This is a genomic window from Pseudomonas sp. SBT1-2 (assembly GCF_028640875.1).
Classification (GTDB): domain Bacteria; phylum Pseudomonadota; class Gammaproteobacteria; order Pseudomonadales; family Pseudomonadaceae; genus Aquipseudomonas; species Aquipseudomonas chlororaphis_I.
In genome coordinates this window covers 58,152-78,879 of the sequence record NZ_JAQZAA010000112.1, presented here as the reverse complement: position 1 = coordinate 78,879, position 20,728 = coordinate 58,152, and the positions used below count along the sequence as shown (strand labels likewise).

Here is a 20,728-nt window from a genome sequence, read left to right as displayed (position 1 = left end):
TTAGGTAAGGTTGTGGCCTGGATCGAAGATCGATAATCCAATAACAGCATCCAAGCCACTCAGGGACATGGAAGATGAGTCACCCCTCACAGTTCACCTTGCTTCGTACGCGGCGTTTCCTGCCGTTCTTCATTACCCAATCCCTCGGTGCGTTCAACGACAACATCTTCAAGCAGTCGCTGATCCTCGCCATTCTCTACAAGCTGGCCATCGAGGGCGACCGCTCGATCTGGGTCAACCTCTGCGCCTTGCTGTTTATCCTGCCGTTCTTCCTGTTCTCGGCGCTGGCCGGGCAATTCGGCGAGAAGTTCGCCAAGGACGCGTTGATCCGCCTGATCAAGCTCGGAGAGATCGTGATCATGGCAGTGGGGGCGGTGGGTTTTGTCTTCGATCACCTGTCGCTGATGCTGCTGGCATTGTTCGCCATGGGCACCCACTCGGCGCTGTTCGGTCCGGTGAAATATTCGATCCTGCCCCAGGCGCTGCGGGAGGAAGAATTGGTCGGCGGCAACGGCCTGGTGGAAATGGGCACCTTCCTGGCGATTCTCGCCGGGACCATTGGCGCGGGGATCATGATGTCCTCCGCCCATTACGCCCCCATCGTCTCGACGGCGATCATTGCAGTCGCCGTACTCGGTTATCTCGCCAGCCGGGGCATTCCCCGGGCCGCGGCGGCCACTCCGGACCTGCGCCTGGACTGGAACATCTTCAGCCAGTCCTGGGCCACCCTGCGCCTGGGCCTGGGGCAGACTGCGGCGGTGTCGCGCTCGATCGTCGGCAACTCGTGGTTCTGGTTTGTCGGGGCGATCTACCTGACGCAGATTCCGGCCTACGCCAAGGAGTGGATGCACGGGGACGAAACGGTGGTCACGCTGATCCTCACCGTGTTCTCGGTGGGGATCGCTGTCGGTTCCATGCTGTGCGAGAAGCTCTCGGGTCGTAAGGTCGAGATCGGCCTGGTGCCCTTTGGCTCGTTCGGCCTGACGGTGTTCGGCCTGCTGCTGTGGTGGCATTCCGGCGGGATTCCGGTCAGCGAGGCGGGTTACGGCTGGATCGAAGTGCTCGGTTATAGCCACGCCTGGTGGGTGCTGATCGATATTCTCGGCCTGGGCATCTTCGGCGGTTTCTACATCGTGCCGCTGTACGCCCTGATTCAGTCGCGGACCCCGGAGCACGAGCGGGCGCGGGTGATTGCCGCGAACAACATTCTCAACGCGCTGTTCATGGTGGTGTCGGCGATCGTCTCGATCGTCTTGCTGAGCCTGGCCAAGCTGTCGATCCCGCAGTTGTTCCTGGTGGTGTCGCTGCTGAACATCGCGGTCAACGCCTATATCTTCAAGATCGTCCCCGAGTTCAGCATGCGTTTCATGATCTGGCTGCTCAGCCATTCCATGTACCGGGTCGAGCATCGCAACCTGGAGGCGATCCCGGACGAAGGCGCGGCGTTGCTGGTGTGCAATCACGTGTCCTTCGTCGATGCCTTGCTGATCGGCGGCGCGGTGCGGCGGCCGATTCGTTTCGTGATGTATTACAAGATCTACAACCTGCCGGTGCTCAACTTCATCTTCCGTACCGCCGGGACCATTCCGATTGCCGGGCGCAACGAGGACATCCAGATCTACGAAAGGGCGTTCACCCAAATTGCCCGTTACCTCAAGGATGGCGAGCTGGTGTGCATCTTCCCGGAAGGCAAGCTGACCGCCGATGGCGAGATCAATGAGTTCAAGGGTGGGCTGACGCGGATTCTCGAAGAGACACCGGTGCCGGTGATTCCGCTGGCGTTGCGGGGGCTGTGGGGCAGCTTTTTCAGCCGTGATCCTAGCAAGGGGCTGTTCCGCCGCCTGTGGTCGCGAGTGACCCTGGTGGCGGGTTCGGCCGTGACAGCCGACAGTGCCGAACCGGCCCGTTTGCAAACCCTGGTGGGCGAGCTGCGCGGTAACGTGCGCTAGGTTTCCAGCGCCTATAAAAACGCCCACAGAGTGGTGGGCGTTTTTGTTGGGGCGCTTGCTGGTATCAGGCCGTGCTGACCTTCAAGCCGATCAGCCCGGTAATGATCAGCGCCACGCTGGCCAGGCGGAACAGCGCCATGGACTCACCGAACAGAATGATCCCGGCGATCACCGTGCCGACTGCGCCGACCCCGGTCCAGATGGCATAGGCGGTGCCCAGCGGCAGCTCCTTCATGGCCAGCCCCAGCAGGCCGAGGCTGACCGCCATGGCGGCGATGGTCAGGGCAGTGGGGAGAGGGCGACTGAAACCGTCGGTGTACTTGAGGCCGACGGCCCAGCCCACTTCGAACAGGCCGGCGAAAAACAGAATGATCCAGGACATGATGACCTCCATCGATTGACGGGGTCGTCCCCAGATTAATGACTCGATCGAGCCGCGGGGTCGTCCCCGCGTTGCGCAGTATAGTGCCCATCATTAATCCGGGGATCAAGTTTCTCCTCAGTCGCTCGCCTGCTGGGCGGCCAGTGTGCGGTCGTCCTTTTCGCTCATGCGGCGGAACCAGGTGGAAAGCAGCGCTCCGGAAATGTTGTGCCAGACGCTGAACAGGGCGCTCGGCACCGCCGCCAGCGGCGAAAAATGCGCGCTGGCCAGGGCGGCGCCAAGGCCGGAGTTCTGCATGCCGACTTCCAGGGCCAGGGATTTGCGTTGCGCCAACGGCAGCTTGAACAGGCGGCCGGTGAAGTAGCCCAGCAGGTAACCGAAGCTGTTATGCAGCATCACTACGGCCATGATCAGCAGGCCGGACTCGGCGATTTTCGCCTGGCTGGCGGCCACCACCGCGGTGACGATGATCACGATGCTGACCACCGACACCAGCGGCAATACTTCCACCGCATGCCGCACCCGGTCGCCGAGCACGCGCTGGGCAATCACCCCGAGCACGATCGGCAGCAGCACCACCTGCAGGATCGACCAGAACAGCTCCATGAACGAAACCGGCAGCCAGGCCGAGGCCAGCAGCCAGATCAGGGCCGGCGTCAGCAGCGGCGCCAGCAGGGTGGTGACAGCGGCGATCGCCACTGACAGCGCCAGGTCGCCGCGGGCCAGCCAAGTCATGACGTTGGACGAAGTACCGCTCGGGCAGCAGCCGACCAGGATCACGCCGACGGCGATCTCCGGCGGCAGGTGGAAGACCTGGCACAGCAACCAGGCCATGCCCGGCATGATCACGAAATGCGCGACCACGCCCAGGGCCACGCGCCATGGATGGCGGGCGACTTCGGCGAAGTCTTCGAGCTTCAGGGTCAGGCCCATGCCGAACATCACCAGGCCCAGCAGCGGCACGATGGCGCCCTTGAGGCCGATGAACCAGCCCGGCTGCAAGAACGCCACCACCGCGAAAATCAGTACCCAGTAGGCAAAGGTATTGCCGACAAAACGACTTAATGCTGCCAGTGCACGCATGGCCTGTTCCTTCTTATATGAAAACGCCACCGAAAGCGGTGGCGTCTGTGAGGCTCCTGCAGGAGTCAGCGGCGGATCGGGCAATGCCGGTCGCCAGCCCGCTGGCTGCTGAAAGGGGTTGTCAGATGCCTTGTGGAATCTCTTCGCCACCCAGGGCTTCGAACAGCGCCGGGAGGAAATCGCCGAAGGTCAGCATCATCAGGGTGAAGCTGGCGTCCAGTTGGCCGAGGGCTTCGTCGCCGCCGTCCTGTTCCGCCTGGTCCTGCAGCAGGTCTTCGAACTTCAGGCGCTTGACCGTCATCTTGTCGTCGAGCATGAAGGACAGCTTGTCCTGCCAGGCCAGGGACAATTGGGTGACCACCTTGCCAGTGCTCAGGTGCAGCTGGATTTCTTCGCTGGTCAGGTCCTGGCGCTTGCAACGGACGATGCCGCCGTCTTCGTGGGTGTCGCGCAGTTCGCACTCATCGAGGACGAAGAAGTCGTCGGCGGCTTGTTGGGTTTTCACCCAGTCGGTCATGATCGCAGTCGGCGCGGTCTTCACGGTCAGCGGGCGCACTGGCAGGGTGCCGAGCACTTCGCGCAGGGTGGAGAGCAGGTCTTCGGCGCGTTTCGGGCTGGCCGAGTTGACCAGGATCAGGCCCTGCTTCGGCGCGATGGCGGCGAAAGTCGAGGAGCGACGGATAAAGGCGCGTGGCAGGAAGGCCTGGATGATTTCATCCTTGATCTGGTCGCGTTCCTTTTTATAGACCTTGCGCATTTGCTCGGCCTCGATCTCTTCGACCTTTTCCTTGACCGCGTCGCGCACCACGCTGCCAGGCAGAATACGTTCTTCCTTGCGCGCGGCGACCAGCAGGAAGTCCTGGCTGACGTGCACCAGCGGCGCATCTTCGCCTTTGCCGAATGGCGCGACGAAACCGTAAGTGGTCAACTCCTGGCTTGCACATGGACGCGCCAGTTTGGTGGCCAGTGCGGTTTCCAGCGCCTCAGCATCAAAGGGCAGATCTTGGGTCAGGCGATAGATAAGCAGGTTCTTGAACCACATGGGGTGAATCTCTCCTTTATACAAAGGGGGGCATTATTCTCCGCGCAGCTCCATAGGCCAACCCTCCGCTAAGCCTTTGGAAGGCCTGAAAAAATTATTTTAAAAAGTGCTTGCCAGAGTAGGGGACGCTCCGTAGAATGCGCGCCACACCGAACGTGAAGGGTGATTAGCTCAGCCGGGAGAGCATCTGCCTTACAAGCAGAGGGTCGGCGGTTCGATCCCGTCATCACCCACCATTCGCTTTCAGTGTTACGCGCAGCGGTAGTTCAGTCGGTTAGAATACCGGCCTGTCACGCCGGGGGTCGCGGGTTCGAGTCCCGTCCGCTGCGCCATATTCGATGATCTGGAACACTGAACGCCAGGTCATCACAGAAAGCCCGCTAACGCGGGCTTTTTTGTGCCTGTGTTTCATGCGCGGCGCCCGATACATCGAAATTCAGCTTTTTTTGATAATTTTGTTATTTAAATCAGCACGTTATGAATTTCTGTGTAATAATGCGCCCCGCAACGAAGGTAAAGGGTGATTAGCTCAGCTGGGAGAGCATCTGCCTTACAAGCAGAGGGTCGGCGGTTCGATCCCGTCATCACCCACCACTTGCTTTCAACGCTACGCGCAGCGGTAGTTCAGTCGGTTAGAATACCGGCCTGTCACGCCGGGGGTCGCGGGTTCGAGTCCCGTCCGCTGCGCCATATTCGATGAGTTGGAACACTGAACGCCAGCTCATTACAGAAAGCCCGCTAACGCGGGCTTTTTGCTGTCTGGGGTATGCAAATACTCCCCAAAAAAGCGGCCTGCGGGCCGCTTTTTTCGTTTGTGGCTCACTGCTCGGCGTTGCGGCTGTGCCGGTAGTCGCTGACCGCTTCGTACACCGCCTTGCGCAGGCGGTTGATGCCGCCGATAGGGCGGTGCGCCTCCAGGCCGAACCAGGGGTTGAAGGACAGGTTGTCGCATTGCAGGTTCTGCTGCGGGGTATCGAAGTCCTGGGCGGGAATCCTGATCCGTGCCACGGTTTCGAAGGGCGCATCGCTTTCTCGCCATTCGATGCTGGTGTCTTCGATGGGCATGTAGTGGCTCGGGTCCTGGCGTTGCACCTGCAATACGAAGCAGGCCGGCACCCGGTCGGTCGACAGCTGCTGGTTCAGGGCGTTGCGCAGAAAGTTGGGCAGGGCCTGGTTCTGTGGGGGCAGGTTGTACGCCGGGCAGCTGTCCGGATCCGGTGCGGCGCGGAACTTGGCGTTGGCACTGCCGAACTTGTAGGGCGAAACCGAAAAATAGCGGGTTTGCGTCGGGCTGGCCGGGGGCGGCGACAGGGTGGCCAAGGCGATGAACAGATGACGAACCTGCCAGGTGCGTGGGTCCCAGCCGGGGAAAAAGGCCCCGACCTTTTTTCCGTCCGCCTGCGCGGCGACATTCTGCCGATACTCGGCGACATCGCTGACGAAGAAGTTCGGATGGTTGAACATCACGAAATCCTGCTCGCCACGGCCCTGTTGCTCCTTCAATAGCTGGGTGCCGGGCACATTCAACAATTTGATCGCCATCCCGCGCGCATCACGAATGCTGTCGAACTGTGGATAAGCATTGCCGTTGGACAGCCGTACCATGGCTTGCCAGGTCTTGCCGGGTTCGGCGAACACGCCCTGGCGCAACGGCGGCGTCAGTTGCTCGAGCACCTGGACCTCGGCCTTTACGCAGCCGTGGGCCTTGGCGTGGGCGTCGCGCAGGTAACGGGTGTTATCCCGGTGCTGATCGACGATGCGCACGGCGGTCTGGATGATGTCCTGGGTCATGGCGGCTTCGCCGGGCGGGACCTGTTCTTCGGTCGAGACCGGCCCCTGGTAGCGCCAGATCGACCAGGCGCTGCTCAGCGCCCAGCCGAGCAGCGCGATCAGCCCCAGCAGCACAAGTGTCTTGAGCAGCAGCGCACCGATGCGCAGCCATAAGGTGATCAGCATGAAAGCGTCCTTTCGATGAGGGCCAGGGTCATGGCAGCTGCGCCTCCAGCGGCCCGCCCAGCACTTTCAGGTATTCCAGCAGCGCCCAGCGTTCCTCGGGTTGCAGCAGGCGGCCGATCACCCCGTCGCCACGCTTGCCCGAGCGGAACTCATGTCCACCGTTGTGGTTGCCACTGATCCGCGTATCGAACAGGAAGCCGTTCTTGAACGGTTCGGTACGGTAGCCCAGGTGCTTTGGATCGTATTCGAAGGTGCCCTTATAGAAGGTGCTGGCACGTTCGGCCTGAGGCGAGAGCAACTGGTACAGGCTGGGCACCGAACCGTTGTGCAGGAAGGGCGGGGTGGCCCATACCCCAGCCAGCGGCCGGGCCTTGTAGGCACGCAGTTCGCGGACACCGATCGGCAGGCCGTAGCCGTCGAGTCGCGGGCGTTCGGCCGGGGTCACCTGGGCGTCCCGATAGGCGCGTTCCTCGACGAAGGCCGTGACATAGGCCAGGCCCTTGGCCACGGACAGCTGACGCATGTCCAGCGGTTCGCCGGGCGTTGGGTGCAGCTCGACATTCGACTGGGCCAGCTCGGCGGCATCCCATTGCAGCGCGCTCAGGTCATAGCGCTGGTCGGCAATATTGTTGGCGGTATTGGGGTCGGTACCGATCACCGCAACCGGCAACATCTTCAGCTGCTGCACCGGGCGCCCGTTGACCTCGGTGACCGGCGGGACATGGCAGCCCGCGCAGTTTTCCGCGAACAGTGCTCGCCCCTTGGCCGCCAGCGGCTTGTCGATGCTGCCGAACAGGCCTTCCGGCCAGGTCGGCGGTTTCAGCCGTTGCAGGGTTTCTTCGATGCGATTGAGGTCGCGCACCCGAACGCTCGACGGGTAGCGGGCATCGCCCTTGAGTGGCTGACCCTGGGCATCGAAGAAATTCAGGGTGGCGCCGACGCCCAGCGCCTCGCCGATATTGCGGGCCATGGGTTGCTGGGCCGAGCCGTTCCACTGCACCCAGTCGAAGCTCCAGATGTCCCACAACTGGGGGTAATCCACCGGCGCGTTGGCCACCCGATAGTTGTCGGGGGAGATGGCGTCGCCGAAGCTGGCGTTGGCGATCCGGCCAAAGGCATCGGTACGCCCGGGGCCTTCTTCGGTGGGGTAGAGACCACGGTGGGTGTCGTTCCAGGCGACGCGCAGGAAGGTGTCCAGCGATGCCTTGAAGTCCTTGCGCAGCTGTTCATGCTCGGCGTCGTAATTCTGGCCCAGCACGTTGCGGGCGAACCGCTCGAATTTCCACGGGTTGTAATAGGTCGACGCCAGGCTGGCGACCAGCGCCTGGCCGAAGCTGCCGCCGCGCAAGGTCGGCACGCTGGAGGGCAGTACATGCTGCGCCGAGCCGCCGTCGATCCGCAGGGCCTGCTGGTTGTAGCGCAGCTCGCCGGTGTGGCAGGCGGCGCAGGTGATGTCCAGGTACTGTTGCGGGCTGCCAGGGTTCTGATGACGGGTGAAGCCGACCGGCAGGTTCGCCGGGTTATCGGCGCTGGCCTGCTGCGCCGGATCCACCAGGAAGCCGAAGCGGGCCAGGTACTGCGGGGCGGCGAGGCGTTGCGTGGAGAAGGGCAGTTCCAGGGCGGCGAACCACTCATAGCGCAGGCCTTTCACCTGAGTGCCCTGGGGCGTGAAGTAATAGGTCTGGCGGTCGGCGGCGCTCCATTGATCCTGATAATGCACCTGCCGGGCGGGCACATAGTCGGGCAATTTCGGATTGGCCACGTAATACAGGACCACGGCCAGGGCGACGCCGATCAGGGCGAGGATCAGCAGCAAAACACGGGATAAGAGGCGCAAGATAAACATCCTTGTCGAGTTGTGGCTCTCTTATGCCTCAGGGCAAACTGCCGGGCAAGTGGCCATTACGTCCGGTGTCATGACTTTGTGTTCGAGGCGTTCTTTCCCGCACTCGTAGTATTGGCTGGCGAAATGCTTTTAAACACGTGAACTTATCGGACTAATCCGGCTCTCATGCCGGTAGCCATTGGTCGTGGCCGCCTGATAAGCTCGCGGCTTTACTCGAATGCCCTTTAGGCGCATGAACAAGGAAATAGCATGAAACAGCATCGGTTAGCGGCGGCGGTAGCCCTGGTTAGCCTGGTACTCGCGGGTTGTGACTCGCAGACCAGCGTGGAGCTGAAAACCCCGGCGCAGAAAGCTTCCTATGGTATCGGCCTGAACATGGGTAAAAGCCTTGCCCAGGAAGGTATGGATGACCTGGATTCCAAAGCGGTAGCCCAGGGCATCGAAGATGCCATCGGCAAGAAAGAACAGAAGCTGAAAGACGACGAACTGGTCGAAGCCTTCGCCGCGCTGCAAAAGCGTGCTGAAGAGCGCATGGCCAAGATCAGCGAAGAGTCGGCAGCAGCCGGCAAGAAATTCCTCGAAGAAAACGGCAAGAAGGCTGGCGTGACCACTACCGCCTCGGGCCTGCAGTACGAAGTGCTGAAGAAGGCCGATGGCGCCCAGCCTAAGCCGACCGACGTGGTGACCGTTCACTACACCGGCACCCTGACCAACGGCACTGTGTTCGACAGCTCGGTCGAGCGCGGCAGCCCGATCGATCTGCCGGTCAGCGGCGTGATTCCGGGCTGGGTCGAAGGCCTGCAACTGATGCACGTCGGCGAGAAGTACAAACTGTACATCCCGAGCGATCTGGCCTACGGCGCACAGAGCCCGAGCCCGGCCATTCCGGCCAACTCGGTGCTGGTGTTCGAGCTGGAACTGCTGGGTATCAAGGATCCAGCGAAACAAGACGACGCCAAGTAATCTTCGTCTGGTTCAATGACAACGCCCCGTCCTTACGGGGCGTTGTCGTATCTGGTCGTTGGTCCGGGAAAAAATGCGAACCCACGGCATAAGGCATAGTCTTAACAAGACGCGCTGCGGCTAGCCGCATGAAGCTGCCAAGTCAATGAAATTATGGGTTTTTTTATGTGAGTAAAAAACGCCCGATCTGAGCCGAGCCCTTGTAAAACGGGGCTTTCAGCTGTGAAAAGCGGCTCTGTTCACAAGGTTATCCACAATTTGTGTGGATAACATTTCAGTGGGAGTGACGATGAAAGCACCCTGGAATTTCGCCCGCTTCCTGCCCCTGGCCGGCCGCTTGCTCAGCCGTGGCCGGCTGCCGACCCTGTTGTTCGCCGTGGCCAGCAAAGGCGCCTTGCAAGGCGGCCGTCTCGGCAAGCTCAAGGACGATCTGCGCCTGCTGCAGGCCCTGTGCCTGGCTTACTGGCGTGGCGAGTACCGCGCCATCAGCCCCAAGGCGCTGCTGTCGGTGGTCGCGGGCCTGATGTACTTCCTCAGTCCGCTGGATGCCATCCCGGACTTCCTGCCCATGTTCGGCATGCTCGATGATATCGCTGTGCTGGCCTGGATCATGAAAACCCTGGACGGCGAACTCAGCGCCTTCCGCGCCTGGCGCAATCGCCAGCAACCGGAGAAGCTGGCGGTGGTCGAGCGTTTGCCCGACACCCCGGAACAACTGCAATTGGAAGGTCCGAAGAAAAACTGAGGTGAATTCGGATCCATACAACGATGCCCCCGCGACCTTAGTGACTGTTAGGATTACACTTCATAAGGAAAAGTCCGACTCGTTATGTGTCGTCCTACGGGGTAGTAATGGATATTCAGATAATTGCACGCGATGGCGAGCCCGAGTATGCGGTGCTGCCATGGGCTCAGTATCAGGCTTTGCTAAAGGCCGCAGGTATCACCGATCAATCTCCGCGAGAGGCCAGGGGACCTGTCGCGACCGCAGCCGACCAGCCACTTCCGGGTCTGGATCAACTCCGCAGTTTGCGTGAAACCAAGGGCATCGCCATCGAGGCGCTTGCCCGTACGGTAGGTATCAGTCCGTCATATCTGGCCATGATTGAAAGCGGTGAGCGTCAACCGGACGCCGCTATACGCCGTAGCCTGGCCTGGGAATTGACGGTTCCGGGTTGGAGGGATGAATCGTGAGCGTAAGGATCAGTCGTCAACATTGGGATGGCCTGTTGGGGGAACTCGACCAGGCCCGTCGGCAACGCCATCTTTTGACCTATCGCGCTCTGCTTGAGCGCTTGCAGCTACCCAGTCCCGCCATGCAGACCCTGACAGCGGCCCTCGAGCATCTGGCCGCGCTGGATGCGCGTGCGGAGCAGCCGTTGCGCAGTTCGCTGGTGATCAGCCAGGGGGCGAGCCGTTTGCCGCGCACCGGTTTTTTCGAGTGTGTGGAGCGCCTCGGGCGTTTTTCCGGGCCTTCCGACGGGGTGGCGGCCGCCTCATGGCATGCCTCGGAAGTGGTTCGTGTATTCGAGTACGAATACCCTGAGTCGGCGGAGGCCTGAGTGTACTGGCGCCTCAAGGCGCGGGCCGGCTACTGGCTGGCCCGCCGGTTGTTTCATTGGCCCTGGTTTGTGCGTCAACCCCGGGGCTGGCACTGGCTGGAGGGGCAACTGGCGCGCATGGCGAACCTGGGGGACGTCGGTGCGCAGAGCTTTTATGGCCATATCCTGACCTTTCGTGGCCAGGGCCTGGGGGCCCGTGAAGAAGGCATACGCCTGTTGCGTCTTGCCGGCTTGGCCGGGGACGCCAAGGCGGCCTATCAGATGGGCGTCATCAGCCTGGCCGGTTCACCCAGCAAGGCGGCGGATGCGGCAGAAGCGGCCCGTTGGTGGACCCTGGCGGCGAAGGCCGGGCACCCCTTGGCCGAGGTCAAGCTGGCGCAGCTGAATCCGTCGAGTACGCCGGATCCGCTAGCCGGTCCGCGCCAGCCGTAAAGCCGCCGGCCACCTGGCGGCTGTCGATCACATGAATGCTGTAGCCCGGCACGTTCTTGGCGTGGTGCTTGGCTTGCGAGGCCAGTTCGGCCAGCTGGCTGGCATCGAGTTGTCCACAGGCCTGTGGATACAGATGCACCACGCCAATGGACAGTGACAGCAAGGCGAACTCCTGGCGAATGCCCTGGCGGTTCGGGGCGATGAAGCAGCCGGCTTCCAGGTGTTCGCTGCGATAGAAGCGCCGGCACTGGCTGTGGAAATCGTCCAGCAGCTGGTTCAGGCGCTTTTGCCAGTCCTCGGGGCCCAATACCAGGAGAAAGTCGTCGCCGCCGATATGGCCGACGAAATCGCGGCTGGGGTCCACCCGGTCATTCAGGCACTGCGCCAGACACAGCAGCACTTCATCGCCACGGCCGTAGCCATAGATATCGTTGAAGGGCTTGAAGCTGTCGATATCCACGTAACAGATCAGTGATTCCCGCCCTTGTTGCAGCAGGTGGGTCAGGCACTGCTGGATCGGCACGTTGCCAGGCAGCAGGGTCAACGGGTTGGCATAACGCGCCTGCTGGATCTTCAGTTCGGTTATCAGCTTGAGCACATCGATCACCCGTCCCAGGCCCAGGTAGCCGCCGTTGAGGGTGATGATGAAATCCTCCTCGATCCGTTGCCGCGCGCGGCTGGTGATCAGGCGGCTGACCTGTTGCAGCGACTGGCTGAGCTCCACCGCGAGGAAGTCGTCGTTCATCAGGCGGCTGATGGGCTTGCGGGCAAACAGGTCGGTGGCGAAGGGCTTGAGCAGGGCGTCGGACAACGAATGGCGGTGCACGATGCCGCAGGGCTGGCCCTGTTCATCGAGCACCGCCAGCGAATTGAGGTTGGCCTGGCGGCGGAAGGCTTCCAGCACCGTGGCCGTCGGTATGTCGCGTGCTACCGCTGGTTGTTCGTTGAGCAGGGCACTGAGGTCGCTGCCTTCGTCGTTGAGCGTCGCGGGAGTGCTTTCGCGCTTGGGCAGCAGGTTGCGGCCATCGCGGGGCGGGTGCTCCTGGGGACGGCAGAGCAGGTAACCCTGCAGCAGGTCCACGCCCATTTCCGTGAGCACCGCCAGCTCTTCCGCCACTTCGATGCCCTCGGCGATCACCTGGGCGCGGGAGGCCTTGGCAATTTGCAGGATCGAACCGACGAACTCGCGCTTGAGGGCATCCTGGTGAATGCCGTCGATAAAGTGCCGGTCGATCTTCACGTAGTCCGGGCGCAGCTCGGACCACAGGCGCAGGCTCGAATAACCGGCGCCGAGGTCGTCCAGCGCGATCGAGAACCCCATGTCCCGATAGTGATGCAGCGCATCGTGCAGCAGCTGGAAGTCATCGATCGGCGTCTGTTCGGTGAGTTCGATCACCACCTGGCTCGGCGGGATACCGAAGTCCTGCAGCAATTGCAGGGTGCGCCCTGGCTGGTGGGCGGCTTCCAGCAGCGATTCCGGAGAGACGTTGAGAAACAGCTTGCCGGGCAACCGCTGCTCGCTGAAGCCCTTGCAGGCGCTCTGGCGGCAGGCGATTTCCAACTCGCTGAGGCGTCCGACCTGGCGGGCCACGGCAAACAGGGCGACAGGGGAGTGCAGCGGGCTGTTGGACGGGCCGCGGGTCAAGGCTTCGTAGCCGAGAATGCGCCGCTCGGAGAGACAGATGATCGGCTGGAACAGACTGTGCAAACCGCTTTGAGCCAGGATTGAGCTCAAGGCACTCAGCTGTTCGGTCGTGGTCATGGCGATCTCTGTCGATAAAAAAAGGACCGGGCGTGCCCTTGATTCAAGAGCAGCGCCCGGTCCTTTATTTCACGACAGAATGATGACTGTTTGATGACGCTCCGAGGAGCGTCAGCATTAAATTGCCATCATCTCAGTGCTTGGCTACCGCGGTGTTGAGCTTCAGGTAATCGAGGAGGATTCGCCCGGTTTCGCTCAGGTAAGCATCGTCTTCCGGCTTGGTCTTGTCCGGATCGGCGGCCGCGATGGCGTCTTCGTCTTCTTTCTTCAACTCCTTGAGCGGCTCTTCACCCTTGGCCTTGCGGCGGATGTTTTCCAGCGTCAGCTGCTTGGCCTCGATGTCGGCATGCTGCGCCCGACGCTCGGCTTCGTTGAGGCTGACGGTTTTTTCCGCCATCAGCTTCTTGGCCAGGGCCAGCTTGTCGCGGATGAAGACGAACTCGGCGTCCTTGGCCGAGCGCACGTCATGCTCGGATTTCAGCTGCGCGAGGAATGGCTTGAACGGATCCACCGCCGGCTTGATGGCCGGGCGAATGGTGTCCCACGGCATGGCTTCGGGCAGGGCGCTTTCGCCGATTTCCTTGGTGTCGATGATCGACGGGTAATCGATGTCCGGCAGCACGCCCTGATGCTGGGTGCTCTGCCCGGAAACCCGGTAGAACTTGGCCAGGGTCAGTTTCAGCTCGCCATGGTTGAGCGGCTGGATGGTCTGCACGGTGCCTTTGCCGAAGGTCTGGCCACCGATGATCAGCGCACGGTGATAGTCCTGCATCGCACCGGCGAAAATCTCCGAGGCCGAAGCCGAGAGACGGTTGACCAGCAGCGCCATCGGCCCTTTGTAGAAGGCACCAGGGTTTTCGTCTTCGAGCACGTCGACCCGGCCGTCGGCGTTACGCACCAGCACGGTAGGGCCCTTGTCGATGAACAGGCTGGTCAGCTCGGTGGCTTCCTGCAGGGAGCCGCCGCCGTTGTTGCGCAGGTCGATGACCACGCCGTCGACCTTGTCTTTCTGCAACTCGGTCAGCAGCTTCTTCACGTCACGGGTGGTGCTCTTGTAGTCCGGATCGCCGGCACGGAAGGCCTTGAAGTCCAGGTAGAAGGCCGGGATCTCGATGACCCCGAGCTTGTAGTCCTTGCCATCCTGCTTGAGGTTGAGGATCGACTTCTTCGCCGCCTGCTCCTCCAGCTTCACCGCTTCGCGGGTGATGGAGACGATCTTGCTGGTCTGGTCGTTCGGCGCGTTGCTCGCCGGGATGATTTCCAGGCGCACCACCGAGCCTTTCGGACCGCGGATCAGCTTGACCACTTCGTCCAGGCGCCAGCCGACCACGTCGACCATTTCCTTGTCGCCCTGGGCCACGCCGATGATCTTGTCCGCCGGAGCCACCTGCTTGGTCTTGTCCGCCGGGCCGGCCGGCACCAGGCGCACGACCTTGACCTGGTCGTTGTCGCTCTGCAACACGGCGCCGATGCCTTCCAGCGACAGGCTCATGTTGATGTCGAAGTTCTCCGCGTTATCCGGCGACAGATAGTTGGTGTGCGGGTCGTAGGACATGGCGAAGGTGTTGATGTACGCCTGGAAGATATCTTCGGCGCGGGTCTGGTCCAGGCGGGCGAGCTGATTCTTGTAGCGCTTGGTCAGCGTTTCCTGAATCTGCTTGGGTTCCTTGCCAGCGATCTTCATGCGCAGGACTTCGTCCTTGACGCGCTTGCGCCACAGGTCGTCGAGTTCCGCGGTGGTCTTGAGCCAAGGCGCGTCCTTGCGATCGATCAGCAAGGATTCCTTGGTAGTGAAGTCGAATTTGTCGACGCCTTTGCCCAGCTCGGCCAGGGCGAAGTCCAGACGCGCCTTGACGCGGTCCAGGTAGCGCTTGTAGATGATGAAGCCGGCGTTCAGGTCACCGCTTTTCAGGAAGTCGTCGAACTGGGTTTTCCACTTGTCGAATTCCGCGATGTCACTGGCCATGAAGTAGCTGCGCGACGGGTCCAGCAGCTTCAGGTAGCTGTCATAGATGATCGCCGAGCGCGCGTCGTCCAGCGGTGGCTTGCTGTAGTGATGACGCTTGAGCAGCTCGACGACATTGAGGCTGGCAATTACCTCGTCGCGATCCGGCTGAAGTTTGTCCCAGCTATTGGCTGCGAACGTATTGGTCGACATCGGCAGCAGACCGAGACCAATGAAAAGAGCGAGGGCGGTGCTGGGGAACAAATGCTTCATGCTGATTCGACGCGGGGGCAATTGATAACGCATATTAGGCCGTCTTTGAAGTCGCCGGTTCCACAAGGGCCGGTCGCATAATGCAAAAAGCCCGGTGCTACAGCTCCGGGCTCAGTCCAGACTCACTATGGAGGCACTGTGAAAGCATTGCAAGGCGTTGAAGGTCATGTGGAGTGGGTTGAAGAGCCAAGTCCGACGTGCGACGTAGGACAAGTGCGAATCCGCGTGGCGGCCGCAGGGTTGAACCGGGCCGACCTGTTGCAACGGGCCGGGCTCTATCCGCCGCCACCGGGCGCCAGCAAGGTGCTGGGCCTGGAGTGCTCGGGCGTGATCAGCGAGGTCGGGCCGGGTTCGGCGTGGCAGGTCGGCGATCGGGTCTGCGCGCTGCTGGCCGGGGGCGGCATGGCCGAGGAAGTGGTGGTCGACGCCCGTCATGTCCTGCCGGTGCCGGAAGGACTGTCCCTGGCGGAGGCGGCGGCGCTGCCGGAGGTGTACAGCACCGCCTGGCTGAACCTGTTCCAGCTGGCGGCCCTCAAACCGGGGGAAAAGGTGTTGCTGCACGCTGGCGCCAGCGGCGTCGGTTCGGCCGCGATCCAGTTGTGCAAGGCATTCGGCAACCCGTGCTGGGTCAGCGTCGGTTCCGCCGATCGCCTGGCCTACTGTGAGGCACTGGGCGCCCAGGGCGGCGTGGTGCGCACCGATGGCCTGGAAGGGCTGCGGGATTTCGGGCCGTTCGATGTGATCCTGGATCCGGTCGGCGCCAACTATGCGGCGCACAACGTCAAGCTGCTGGCCCTGGACGGGCGCTGGGTGCTGATCGGGCTGATGGGCGGGCGCGAGGCCCAACTGGACCTGGCGCAGATCCTCGGCAAGCGCATCCAGTTGCTGGGCTCGACCCTGCGCAGCCGCAACGAACAGTTCAAGGCCGATCTGTTCAGCGACCTCAGCCAGCATGTGTGGCCGCTGTTCGCCGAAGGACGTTTGAGCCCGCAACTGGCCATGACCTTCCCGATCAAGGACGCCGAGGCGGCCTTTGCCGAGCTGGCGACCAACCAGGTGTCGGGCAAGCTGGTGCTGCTGATCGACGAAACGTTGGTCTGATCCTGTAGCCGCTGCCGCAGGCTGCGATCGCCCACAACGTGGGCGCAAGATCTGAAGATCGCTGAAGCCCTTCGGGCTTATCGCAGCCTGCGGCAGCGGCTTACAGTGGCGCTTATTTCCACTGGTGAATCGGCCAGCCGGCCTTTTCCGCGTGTTCGCGCAGCACCGGGTCCGGGTTGACCACGTGCGGGTAATCGACCTTCAGCAGCAACGGCAAATCGTTGCGCGAATCGGAATAGAAGCTCGCGCCCTCGAGGTTTTCTTCTTCGGCATCCAGCCATTCCAGCAGGCGGGTGACCTTGCCTTCGCGGTAGGTCAGGGTGCCCAGGGTATTACCGCTGTAGACCCCGTGCAGCACCTCCAGCTCGATCCCCAGGACTTCATCGATGCCCAGGCGTTCGGCGATGGGCTGGACCAGATGAGTGCCCGAGGCCGAGATCACCAGGATCCGGTCGCCGGCCTTGCGGTGTGCGGCGATGGCCTTGCAGGCGTCGCTGAAAATGATCGGCTCGATCACGTCCTCGACCCAGGGGCCGACCAGGTGCCCGACCTCTTCCGGGGTGCGGCCGGCCATCGGCTCCAGGCTGAAGGCCATGAACTCCTCCATGGCCAGCTTGCCATGGCTGTAGGCGTCCATCAGTTCATTGTTGCGGCGCATGAAAGACTCGCTGTCGACCCAGCCCAGGCGCCCCATCTGTTCGCTCCAGAGGGTGGCGCAGTCGCCGTGGATCAGGGTCTCGTCCAGATCAAAAATTGCCAGGGCCATTAGTGCAGTTCTCTCCGAGAACAGCTTCAAGCTATAAGCTTCAAGCTGCAAGAATTGGTTTTAGGTGCTTAGCGGTCTATCTATAACTTGAAGCTCGCTGCTTGAAGCTTATCGCTGCCGTCAAGCTACCTCACAGAGGGCCGCGGGATCGATGGAAAGGGCCAGGCGTTGGCCGTCGGGGTGCAGATCGTCCGGCGAGCGGTTCAATACATCCACCACCAGCTCTACGCCACGGGCCTCGACCCGGTAGCGGATCACGTTGCCCAGCAGGCTGTGGCTGCGGATCTGCGCGTCGGGTTCGCCGTCCTTGCGCAGTTCGATGGCTTCGGGGCGTATCGCGATACGCCCATTGATCGGCCGCTGCAACAGCTTGCTGGCGCTTTCTGCATCCAGCAGGTTGTAGTTGCCGATGAAGCCCGCAGCGAACACATCCACCGGGGCGGTGTAGAGCGTCTCGGCGTCACCGCTCTGGACGATCTTGCCCTGGTTCATCAGGAAGATGCGGTCGGACATGGTCAGGGCTTCTTCCTGGTCGTGGGTGACGAAAATCGTGGTCAGCCCCAGTTCGCGCTGGATCTGCCGGATCTGCTCGCGCAGGTGCTTGCGGATCCGTGCGTCCAGCGCCGACAGCGGCTCGTCCAGCAGCAACAGGCGCGGACGGGTCACCAGCGAGCGGGCCAGCGCCACGCGCTGGCACTGGCCCCCGGACAGTTGATGGGGATAACGGCTGGCGAAGTCGTGCAGTTCCACCAGGCGCAGGACTTCGAGCACGCGCTTGTGGCTCTCGTCGGCGTTGACCTTCTGCATGCGCAGGCCGAAAGCCACGTTCTGTTCCACGGTCATGTTGGGGAACAGCGCATAGCTCTGGAACACCATGCCGATCCCGCGTTTCTGTGGGCTCAGGGGCACGATGTCGTGGCCGTCGAGGAGGATCTTGCCGGCGTCCACCGGAGTCAGGCCGGCGATGCAGCGCAACAGGGTGGACTTGCCGCAGCCGGAGGGGCCGAGCAGGGTGACGAATTCGCCCTTGTGGATTTCGCAGTTGATGTCGCTGAACACCGGGGTGCCACTGTAGTTTTTCTGCAGGTGTTGGACGCTGACGAAGCTCATTGGCTTTTGTCCTTGTTCAAGATGTTGGCGGCCCAGGTCAGAACCAGCACAAAGAAGAAGTAGGAAATCACCAGCGCGCTGGTGAAGTGGCCGCTGCTGTTGCGCATGTTGTTCAGGTAGACCTGCAGGGTTTCGTAGCGGGTGCCCACCAGGATGTTGGCGAACACGAATTCGCCGAACAGGAACGAGAACGACAGCAACAGGGCCACCATCAGGCCCTTGCGCAGGTTCGGCAGCACCACCAGGAAAGCCGCCTGCCAGGTGCTGGCGCCCAGCAGCTGGGCGGCGTCCATCAGGTCGCGCAGGTTGATCGCCTGCAGGTTGTTGGTGATCGCCCGGTACATGAAGGGCAGGGCCACGGTGAAGTAGCAACCGACGAGGATCCACGGTGTGCCGACCATGGCGAACGGCCCTGAACCGTAGAGTTGCAGCAGGCCCACCGAGGACACCACCGGCGGCACCGCGAACGGCAGCAGGATCAGGATGTTCATCAGCGCATCGAGCCGTGGGAAGTGGTAGTGCACCACGAACAGCAGCGGCAGGATCAGCACCACCGACAGGATCAGCGCACCGACGCAGACCAGCAGCGACTGGCCGAAGGCGTGCAGGAAGCGCGGGTCGCTCCACAGCTGGATATACCACTTGAAGGTAAAGCCGCTGGGCAGGATGGTCGCCGACCAGCTGCTGGCGATGGAGTAGACCAGGGTCCCGGCCAGCGGCAGCAGGAGGATTGCGAACAGCAGGTACACCACGAGCCGGTGATAGAGGGCGGCGGAGCCGGGTTCAGCGCGAGACATGGTAGCTCCTCTTCAACAGCAACTGATGGACGATGGTCACCAGGGTCATCAGCGCCACCAGGACCACGGCCAGGGCGCTGGCCATGTTCGGGTCCAGGGAGATGTCGCCGGAAACCATGGCGGCGATGCGGATCGGCAGCACGTTGAAGTTGCCGGTGGTCAGCGCATAGACCGTGGCATAGGCGCCCAGGGCGTTGGCCAGCAGGATGACGAAGGTCCCCAGCAGCGCCGGGGTCAGCACCGGCAGGCCAATGTGGCGCCAGAACTGCCAGCCGCTGGCGCCAAGCAAGGCCGCGGACTCGCGCCAGTCTTCGCGCAGGGCGTCGAAGGCCGGGTAGAGCAGCAGCACGCCGAGGGGGATCTGGAAGTAGGTGTAGAGGATGATCAGGCCGGTCTTGGAGTACAGGTTGAAGTCCTGAATGATCCCCGCCTGTTTGAGCATGATGGTGATGCTGCCGTTGAAACCCAGCAGGATGATGAAGGCGAACGCCAGGGGCACGCCGGCGAAGTTGCTGGTCATGTTGGCGAAGGCGTTGACGAAGTTGCGCAGCTTCGAGTCGACCCGGCGCAGCGAATAGCTGCCGAGGATCGCGATGACGATACCGAACAGGCTCGACCAGAAGCTGATTTCCAGGCTGTATTGGATGGCTTGCAGATAGAACCTGGAACTGAAGATCTTGTTGAAGTTGGCCAGGCCCCAGCCGAACTCTTCCGATTGCAGGCTGTTGACCAGCACCCAGAGCAGCGGGGCGATCTGGAACACGATGAAGAACAGGGCAAAGGGCAAGAGGCACAGGATCGCCAGCCATTTGCCGCGGGTGAATGCATTCACTTCAGCAACTCCCGGCATACAGGTTTGTCGTGGGGCGCGCCGAGCAATTCGCAGATGGTGCCGCACAGCTCGGTCTGATCCGGGGTGGCGACGGGGCTGAAGCTGAACGCATCGCCGAGGACGAACAGCGGCACTTCCCGCTCCTCGGGTAACAGGCCGTTGTGGGAACGGTCGTTGTTCATGCCGTGGTCGGCCGTCACCAGCACCTGGTAGCCGGCGTCGAGCCAGCCTTGCAGGTAGTCGGCGAGGATGATGTCGGCCGAGCGTGCGCTGTTGCGGTATTGCGGGCTGTCGAGGCCATGCTTGTGCCCGGCATCGTCGATGTTCATCGGGTGCACCAGCAGAAAGTTCGGCGCATGGCGCAGCCGCAGGTGCTCGGCATCGGCGAACAGATGGGAATCGGGATAGTGGTCGTTCCAGTAGAAATGCCCGTGCTGGATCGGCAGCTTCTTGTTGTCGGTATGCCGGTCCCGGGCTGGCTCGAACGGTGAGCGGTTGTACAGCTCGCTGACCCAGTGATAGGCCGCGGCGGCGGTGCTGAGCCCGGCGGCGCTGGCATAGTGGAAAATGCTGCGCTGGTTGGACAGGCGCGAGACGTTGTTGTGCACGATGCCGCTGTCCAGCGGTGGCACCCCGGTCAGGATGCATTCGTAGAGCGGTCGGGACAGGGCCGGCAGTTCACATTCCAGCTTGTACAGCGCGGCGCGTCCTGCGCCGACGTAGGCCTGAAGGTGTCCCATGGCATGGCGGGCGACCTCGTGGTTGAGGCCGTCGAGCACGACAAGGATGACGTTGTGTGGCATGGGGGAGGACTCCGCAAGACAACCAGGTGCCTGTAGGAGCGAGCTTGCTCGCGATGGCGTCTCTGCGGTTCCAGGGCAGACCGCAGTGCCTGGATCGCGAGCAAGCTCGCTCCTACAGATGCAG

19 protein-coding genes and 4 tRNA genes are annotated in these 20,728 nt (G+C 62.1%); 11 read left to right on the top strand and 12 right to left on the bottom strand.

Going from position 1 to position 20,728, the window contains the following annotated elements; genetic code table 11:
• The first annotated feature begins 74 nt into the window (after window positions 1-74).
• Window positions 75-1,949: an MFS transporter gene (locus PVZ78_RS27030; protein ID WP_009050240.1), complete on the top strand. Its 1,875-nt coding sequence runs from the start codon at window positions 75-77 to the stop codon at window positions 1,947-1,949.
• Window positions 1,950-2,013: 64 nt separating this feature from the next.
• Here the strand turns inward: PVZ78_RS27030 and sugE are convergent, their stop codons facing one another.
• The 3 genes from sugE to rdgC all read right to left on the bottom strand — a co-directional run bounded on the left by sugE (window position 2,014) and on the right by rdgC (window position 4,456).
• Entirely contained in the window at window positions 2,014-2,331 is a 318-nt protein-coding gene (gene sugE, locus PVZ78_RS27025; protein ID WP_009050239.1) for a quaternary ammonium compound efflux SMR transporter SugE, read from the bottom strand.
• Window positions 2,332-2,448: 117 nt separating this feature from the next.
• The gene (locus PVZ78_RS27020) at window positions 2,449-3,414 is read right to left on the bottom strand and encodes a bile acid:sodium symporter family protein (protein WP_009050238.1); all 966 of its coding nucleotides are present in this window, start codon (window positions 3,412-3,414) and stop codon (window positions 2,449-2,451) included.
• Window positions 3,415-3,535: 121 nt separating this feature from the next.
• On the bottom strand, window positions 3,536-4,456 hold the full coding sequence (gene rdgC / locus PVZ78_RS27015; protein WP_009045083.1) for a recombination-associated protein RdgC: 921 nt from the start codon (window positions 4,454-4,456) through the stop codon (window positions 3,536-3,538).
• A gap of 160 nt (window positions 4,457-4,616) precedes the next feature.
• On the opposite strand from rdgC, the gene PVZ78_RS27010 reads away from it, so the two are divergent.
• The 4 genes from PVZ78_RS27010 (at window position 4,617) to PVZ78_RS26995 (ending at window position 5,146) form a co-directional block, all read left to right on the top strand.
• Window positions 4,617-4,692: transfer RNA gene (locus PVZ78_RS27010), tRNA-Val, on the top strand.
• 19 nt (window positions 4,693-4,711) lie between these two features.
• Window positions 4,712-4,788 (top strand) — tRNA-Asp (locus PVZ78_RS27005).
• A gap of 186 nt (window positions 4,789-4,974) precedes the next feature.
• A tRNA-Val gene (locus PVZ78_RS27000) sits at window positions 4,975-5,050 on the top strand.
• A gap of 19 nt (window positions 5,051-5,069) precedes the next feature.
• Window positions 5,070-5,146: transfer RNA gene (locus PVZ78_RS26995), tRNA-Asp, on the top strand.
• A gap of 129 nt (window positions 5,147-5,275) precedes the next feature.
• On the opposite strand, the gene PVZ78_RS26990 is transcribed toward PVZ78_RS26995, so the two are convergent.
• Both PVZ78_RS26990 and PVZ78_RS26985 read right to left on the bottom strand, forming a co-directional pair.
• Complete coding sequence (locus PVZ78_RS26990) at window positions 5,276-6,412, bottom strand: catalase family protein (protein WP_273829574.1); 1,137 nt, start codon at window positions 6,410-6,412, stop codon at window positions 5,276-5,278.
• A gap of 28 nt (window positions 6,413-6,440) precedes the next feature.
• Window positions 6,441-8,249, bottom strand: coding sequence for a di-heme-cytochrome C peroxidase (locus PVZ78_RS26985; RefSeq protein ID WP_273829573.1), 1,809 nt, complete (start codon window positions 8,247-8,249; stop codon window positions 6,441-6,443).
• 258 nt (window positions 8,250-8,507) lie between these two features.
• Between PVZ78_RS26985 and PVZ78_RS26980 the strand changes: the two genes are divergently transcribed.
• From PVZ78_RS26980 to PVZ78_RS26960, 5 genes are all read left to right on the top strand, one after another.
• Window positions 8,508-9,221 carry an FKBP-type peptidyl-prolyl cis-trans isomerase gene (locus tag PVZ78_RS26980; RefSeq protein WP_007927823.1) on the top strand — a complete coding sequence of 238 codons (714 nt, stop codon included), beginning with the start codon at window positions 8,508-8,510 and terminating at the stop codon, window positions 9,219-9,221.
• A 289-nt stretch (window positions 9,222-9,510) separates the two neighbouring features.
• Window positions 9,511-9,966, top strand: a complete 456-nt coding sequence (locus PVZ78_RS26975; RefSeq protein ID WP_007927824.1) for a YkvA family protein — start codon at window positions 9,511-9,513, stop codon at window positions 9,964-9,966.
• 107 nt (window positions 9,967-10,073) lie between these two features.
• Window positions 10,074-10,415 carry a helix-turn-helix domain-containing protein gene (locus tag PVZ78_RS26970; RefSeq protein ID WP_028683112.1) on the top strand — a complete coding sequence of 114 codons (342 nt, stop codon included), beginning with the start codon at window positions 10,074-10,076 and terminating at the stop codon, window positions 10,413-10,415.
• Window positions 10,412-10,783, top strand: coding sequence for a hypothetical protein (locus tag PVZ78_RS26965; protein ID WP_003179080.1), 372 nt, complete (start codon window positions 10,412-10,414; stop codon window positions 10,781-10,783). The genes PVZ78_RS26970 and PVZ78_RS26965 overlap by 4 nt, the downstream gene beginning before the upstream one ends.
• Window positions 10,784-11,215 carry a hypothetical protein gene (locus tag PVZ78_RS26960; protein WP_038634234.1) on the top strand — a complete coding sequence of 144 codons (432 nt, stop codon included), beginning with the start codon at window positions 10,784-10,786 and terminating at the stop codon, window positions 11,213-11,215.
• Here the strand turns inward: PVZ78_RS26960 and PVZ78_RS26955 are convergent.
• Complete coding sequence (locus tag PVZ78_RS26955; protein ID WP_009050234.1) at window positions 11,151-12,977, bottom strand: bifunctional diguanylate cyclase/phosphodiesterase; 1,827 nt, start codon at window positions 12,975-12,977, stop codon at window positions 11,151-11,153. The genes PVZ78_RS26960 and PVZ78_RS26955 overlap by 65 nt on opposite strands.
• A gap of 133 nt (window positions 12,978-13,110) precedes the next feature.
• A complete protein-coding gene (locus PVZ78_RS26950) occupies window positions 13,111-15,195 on the bottom strand; it encodes a carboxy terminal-processing peptidase (protein WP_164485204.1) in 2,085 nt (694 codons plus the stop codon).
• Between the two features lie 138 nt (window positions 15,196-15,333).
• On the opposite strand from PVZ78_RS26950, the gene PVZ78_RS26945 reads away from it, so the two are divergent.
• Window positions 15,334-16,296: a zinc-binding dehydrogenase gene (locus PVZ78_RS26945; RefSeq protein WP_009050232.1), complete on the top strand. Its 963-nt coding sequence runs from the start codon at window positions 15,334-15,336 to the stop codon at window positions 16,294-16,296.
• A 112-nt stretch (window positions 16,297-16,408) separates the two neighbouring features.
• Here the strand turns inward: PVZ78_RS26945 and PVZ78_RS26940 are convergent, their stop codons facing one another.
• The 5 genes from PVZ78_RS26940 to PVZ78_RS26920 form a co-directional block, all read right to left on the bottom strand.
• Complete coding sequence (locus PVZ78_RS26940) at window positions 16,409-17,062, bottom strand: HAD family hydrolase (RefSeq protein WP_009045076.1); 654 nt, start codon at window positions 17,060-17,062, stop codon at window positions 16,409-16,411.
• 120 nt (window positions 17,063-17,182) lie between these two features.
• Window positions 17,183-18,172 carry an ABC transporter ATP-binding protein gene (locus tag PVZ78_RS26935; protein ID WP_016704401.1) on the bottom strand — a complete coding sequence of 330 codons (990 nt, stop codon included), beginning with the start codon at window positions 18,170-18,172 and terminating at the stop codon, window positions 17,183-17,185.
• On the bottom strand, window positions 18,169-18,969 hold the full coding sequence (locus tag PVZ78_RS26930; RefSeq protein WP_009050230.1) for an ABC transporter permease: 801 nt from the start codon (window positions 18,967-18,969) through the stop codon (window positions 18,169-18,171). The genes PVZ78_RS26935 and PVZ78_RS26930 overlap by 4 nt, the downstream gene beginning before the upstream one ends.
• Window positions 18,956-19,819: an ABC transporter permease gene (locus PVZ78_RS26925; protein ID WP_164485203.1), complete on the bottom strand. Its 864-nt coding sequence runs from the start codon at window positions 19,817-19,819 to the stop codon at window positions 18,956-18,958. The genes PVZ78_RS26930 and PVZ78_RS26925 overlap by 14 nt, the downstream gene beginning before the upstream one ends.
• Window positions 19,798-20,604 (bottom strand): alkaline phosphatase family protein, encoded by an 807-nt coding sequence (locus tag PVZ78_RS26920; RefSeq protein ID WP_009050228.1) that lies wholly within the window; start codon window positions 20,602-20,604, stop codon window positions 19,798-19,800. The genes PVZ78_RS26925 and PVZ78_RS26920 overlap by 22 nt, the downstream gene beginning before the upstream one ends.
• Between the last annotated feature and the right edge of the window lie 124 nt (window positions 20,605-20,728).

Excerpts from the sequence above, each read along its gene's own strand:
- PVZ78_RS27030 (WP_009050240.1), top strand. The coding sequence starts at position 75 with ATGAGTCACCCCTCACAGTTCACCTTGCTTCGTACGCGGCGTTTCCTG.
- sugE (WP_009050239.1), bottom strand. The coding sequence starts at position 2,331 with ATGTCCTGGATCATTCTGTTTTTCGCCGGCCTGTTCGAAGTGGGCTGG.
- PVZ78_RS27020 (WP_009050238.1), bottom strand. The coding sequence starts at position 3,414 with ATGCGTGCACTGGCAGCATTAAGTCGTTTTGTCGGCAATACCTTTGCC.
- rdgC (WP_009045083.1), bottom strand. The coding sequence starts at position 4,456 with ATGTGGTTCAAGAACCTGCTTATCTATCGCCTGACCCAAGATCTGCCC.
- PVZ78_RS26990 (WP_273829574.1), bottom strand. The coding sequence starts at position 6,412 with ATGCTGATCACCTTATGGCTGCGCATCGGTGCGCTGCTGCTCAAGACA.
- PVZ78_RS26980 (WP_007927823.1), top strand. The coding sequence starts at position 8,508 with ATGAAACAGCATCGGTTAGCGGCGGCGGTAGCCCTGGTTAGCCTGGTA.
- PVZ78_RS26975 (WP_007927824.1), top strand. The coding sequence starts at position 9,511 with ATGAAAGCACCCTGGAATTTCGCCCGCTTCCTGCCCCTGGCCGGCCGC.
- PVZ78_RS26970 (WP_028683112.1), top strand. The coding sequence starts at position 10,074 with ATGGATATTCAGATAATTGCACGCGATGGCGAGCCCGAGTATGCGGTG.
- PVZ78_RS26955 (WP_009050234.1), bottom strand. The coding sequence starts at position 12,977 with ATGACCACGACCGAACAGCTGAGTGCCTTGAGCTCAATCCTGGCTCAA.
- PVZ78_RS26950 (WP_164485204.1), bottom strand. The coding sequence starts at position 15,195 with ATGAAGCATTTGTTCCCCAGCACCGCCCTCGCTCTTTTCATTGGTCTC.
- PVZ78_RS26940 (WP_009045076.1), bottom strand. The coding sequence starts at position 17,062 with ATGGCCCTGGCAATTTTTGATCTGGACGAGACCCTGATCCACGGCGAC.
- PVZ78_RS26935 (WP_016704401.1), bottom strand. The coding sequence starts at position 18,172 with ATGAGCTTCGTCAGCGTCCAACACCTGCAGAAAAACTACAGTGGCACC.
- PVZ78_RS26930 (WP_009050230.1), bottom strand. The coding sequence starts at position 18,969 with ATGTCTCGCGCTGAACCCGGCTCCGCCGCCCTCTATCACCGGCTCGTG.
- PVZ78_RS26925 (WP_164485203.1), bottom strand. The coding sequence starts at position 19,819 with ATGCCGGGAGTTGCTGAAGTGAATGCATTCACCCGCGGCAAATGGCTG.
- PVZ78_RS26920 (WP_009050228.1), bottom strand. The coding sequence starts at position 20,604 with ATGCCACACAACGTCATCCTTGTCGTGCTCGACGGCCTCAACCACGAG.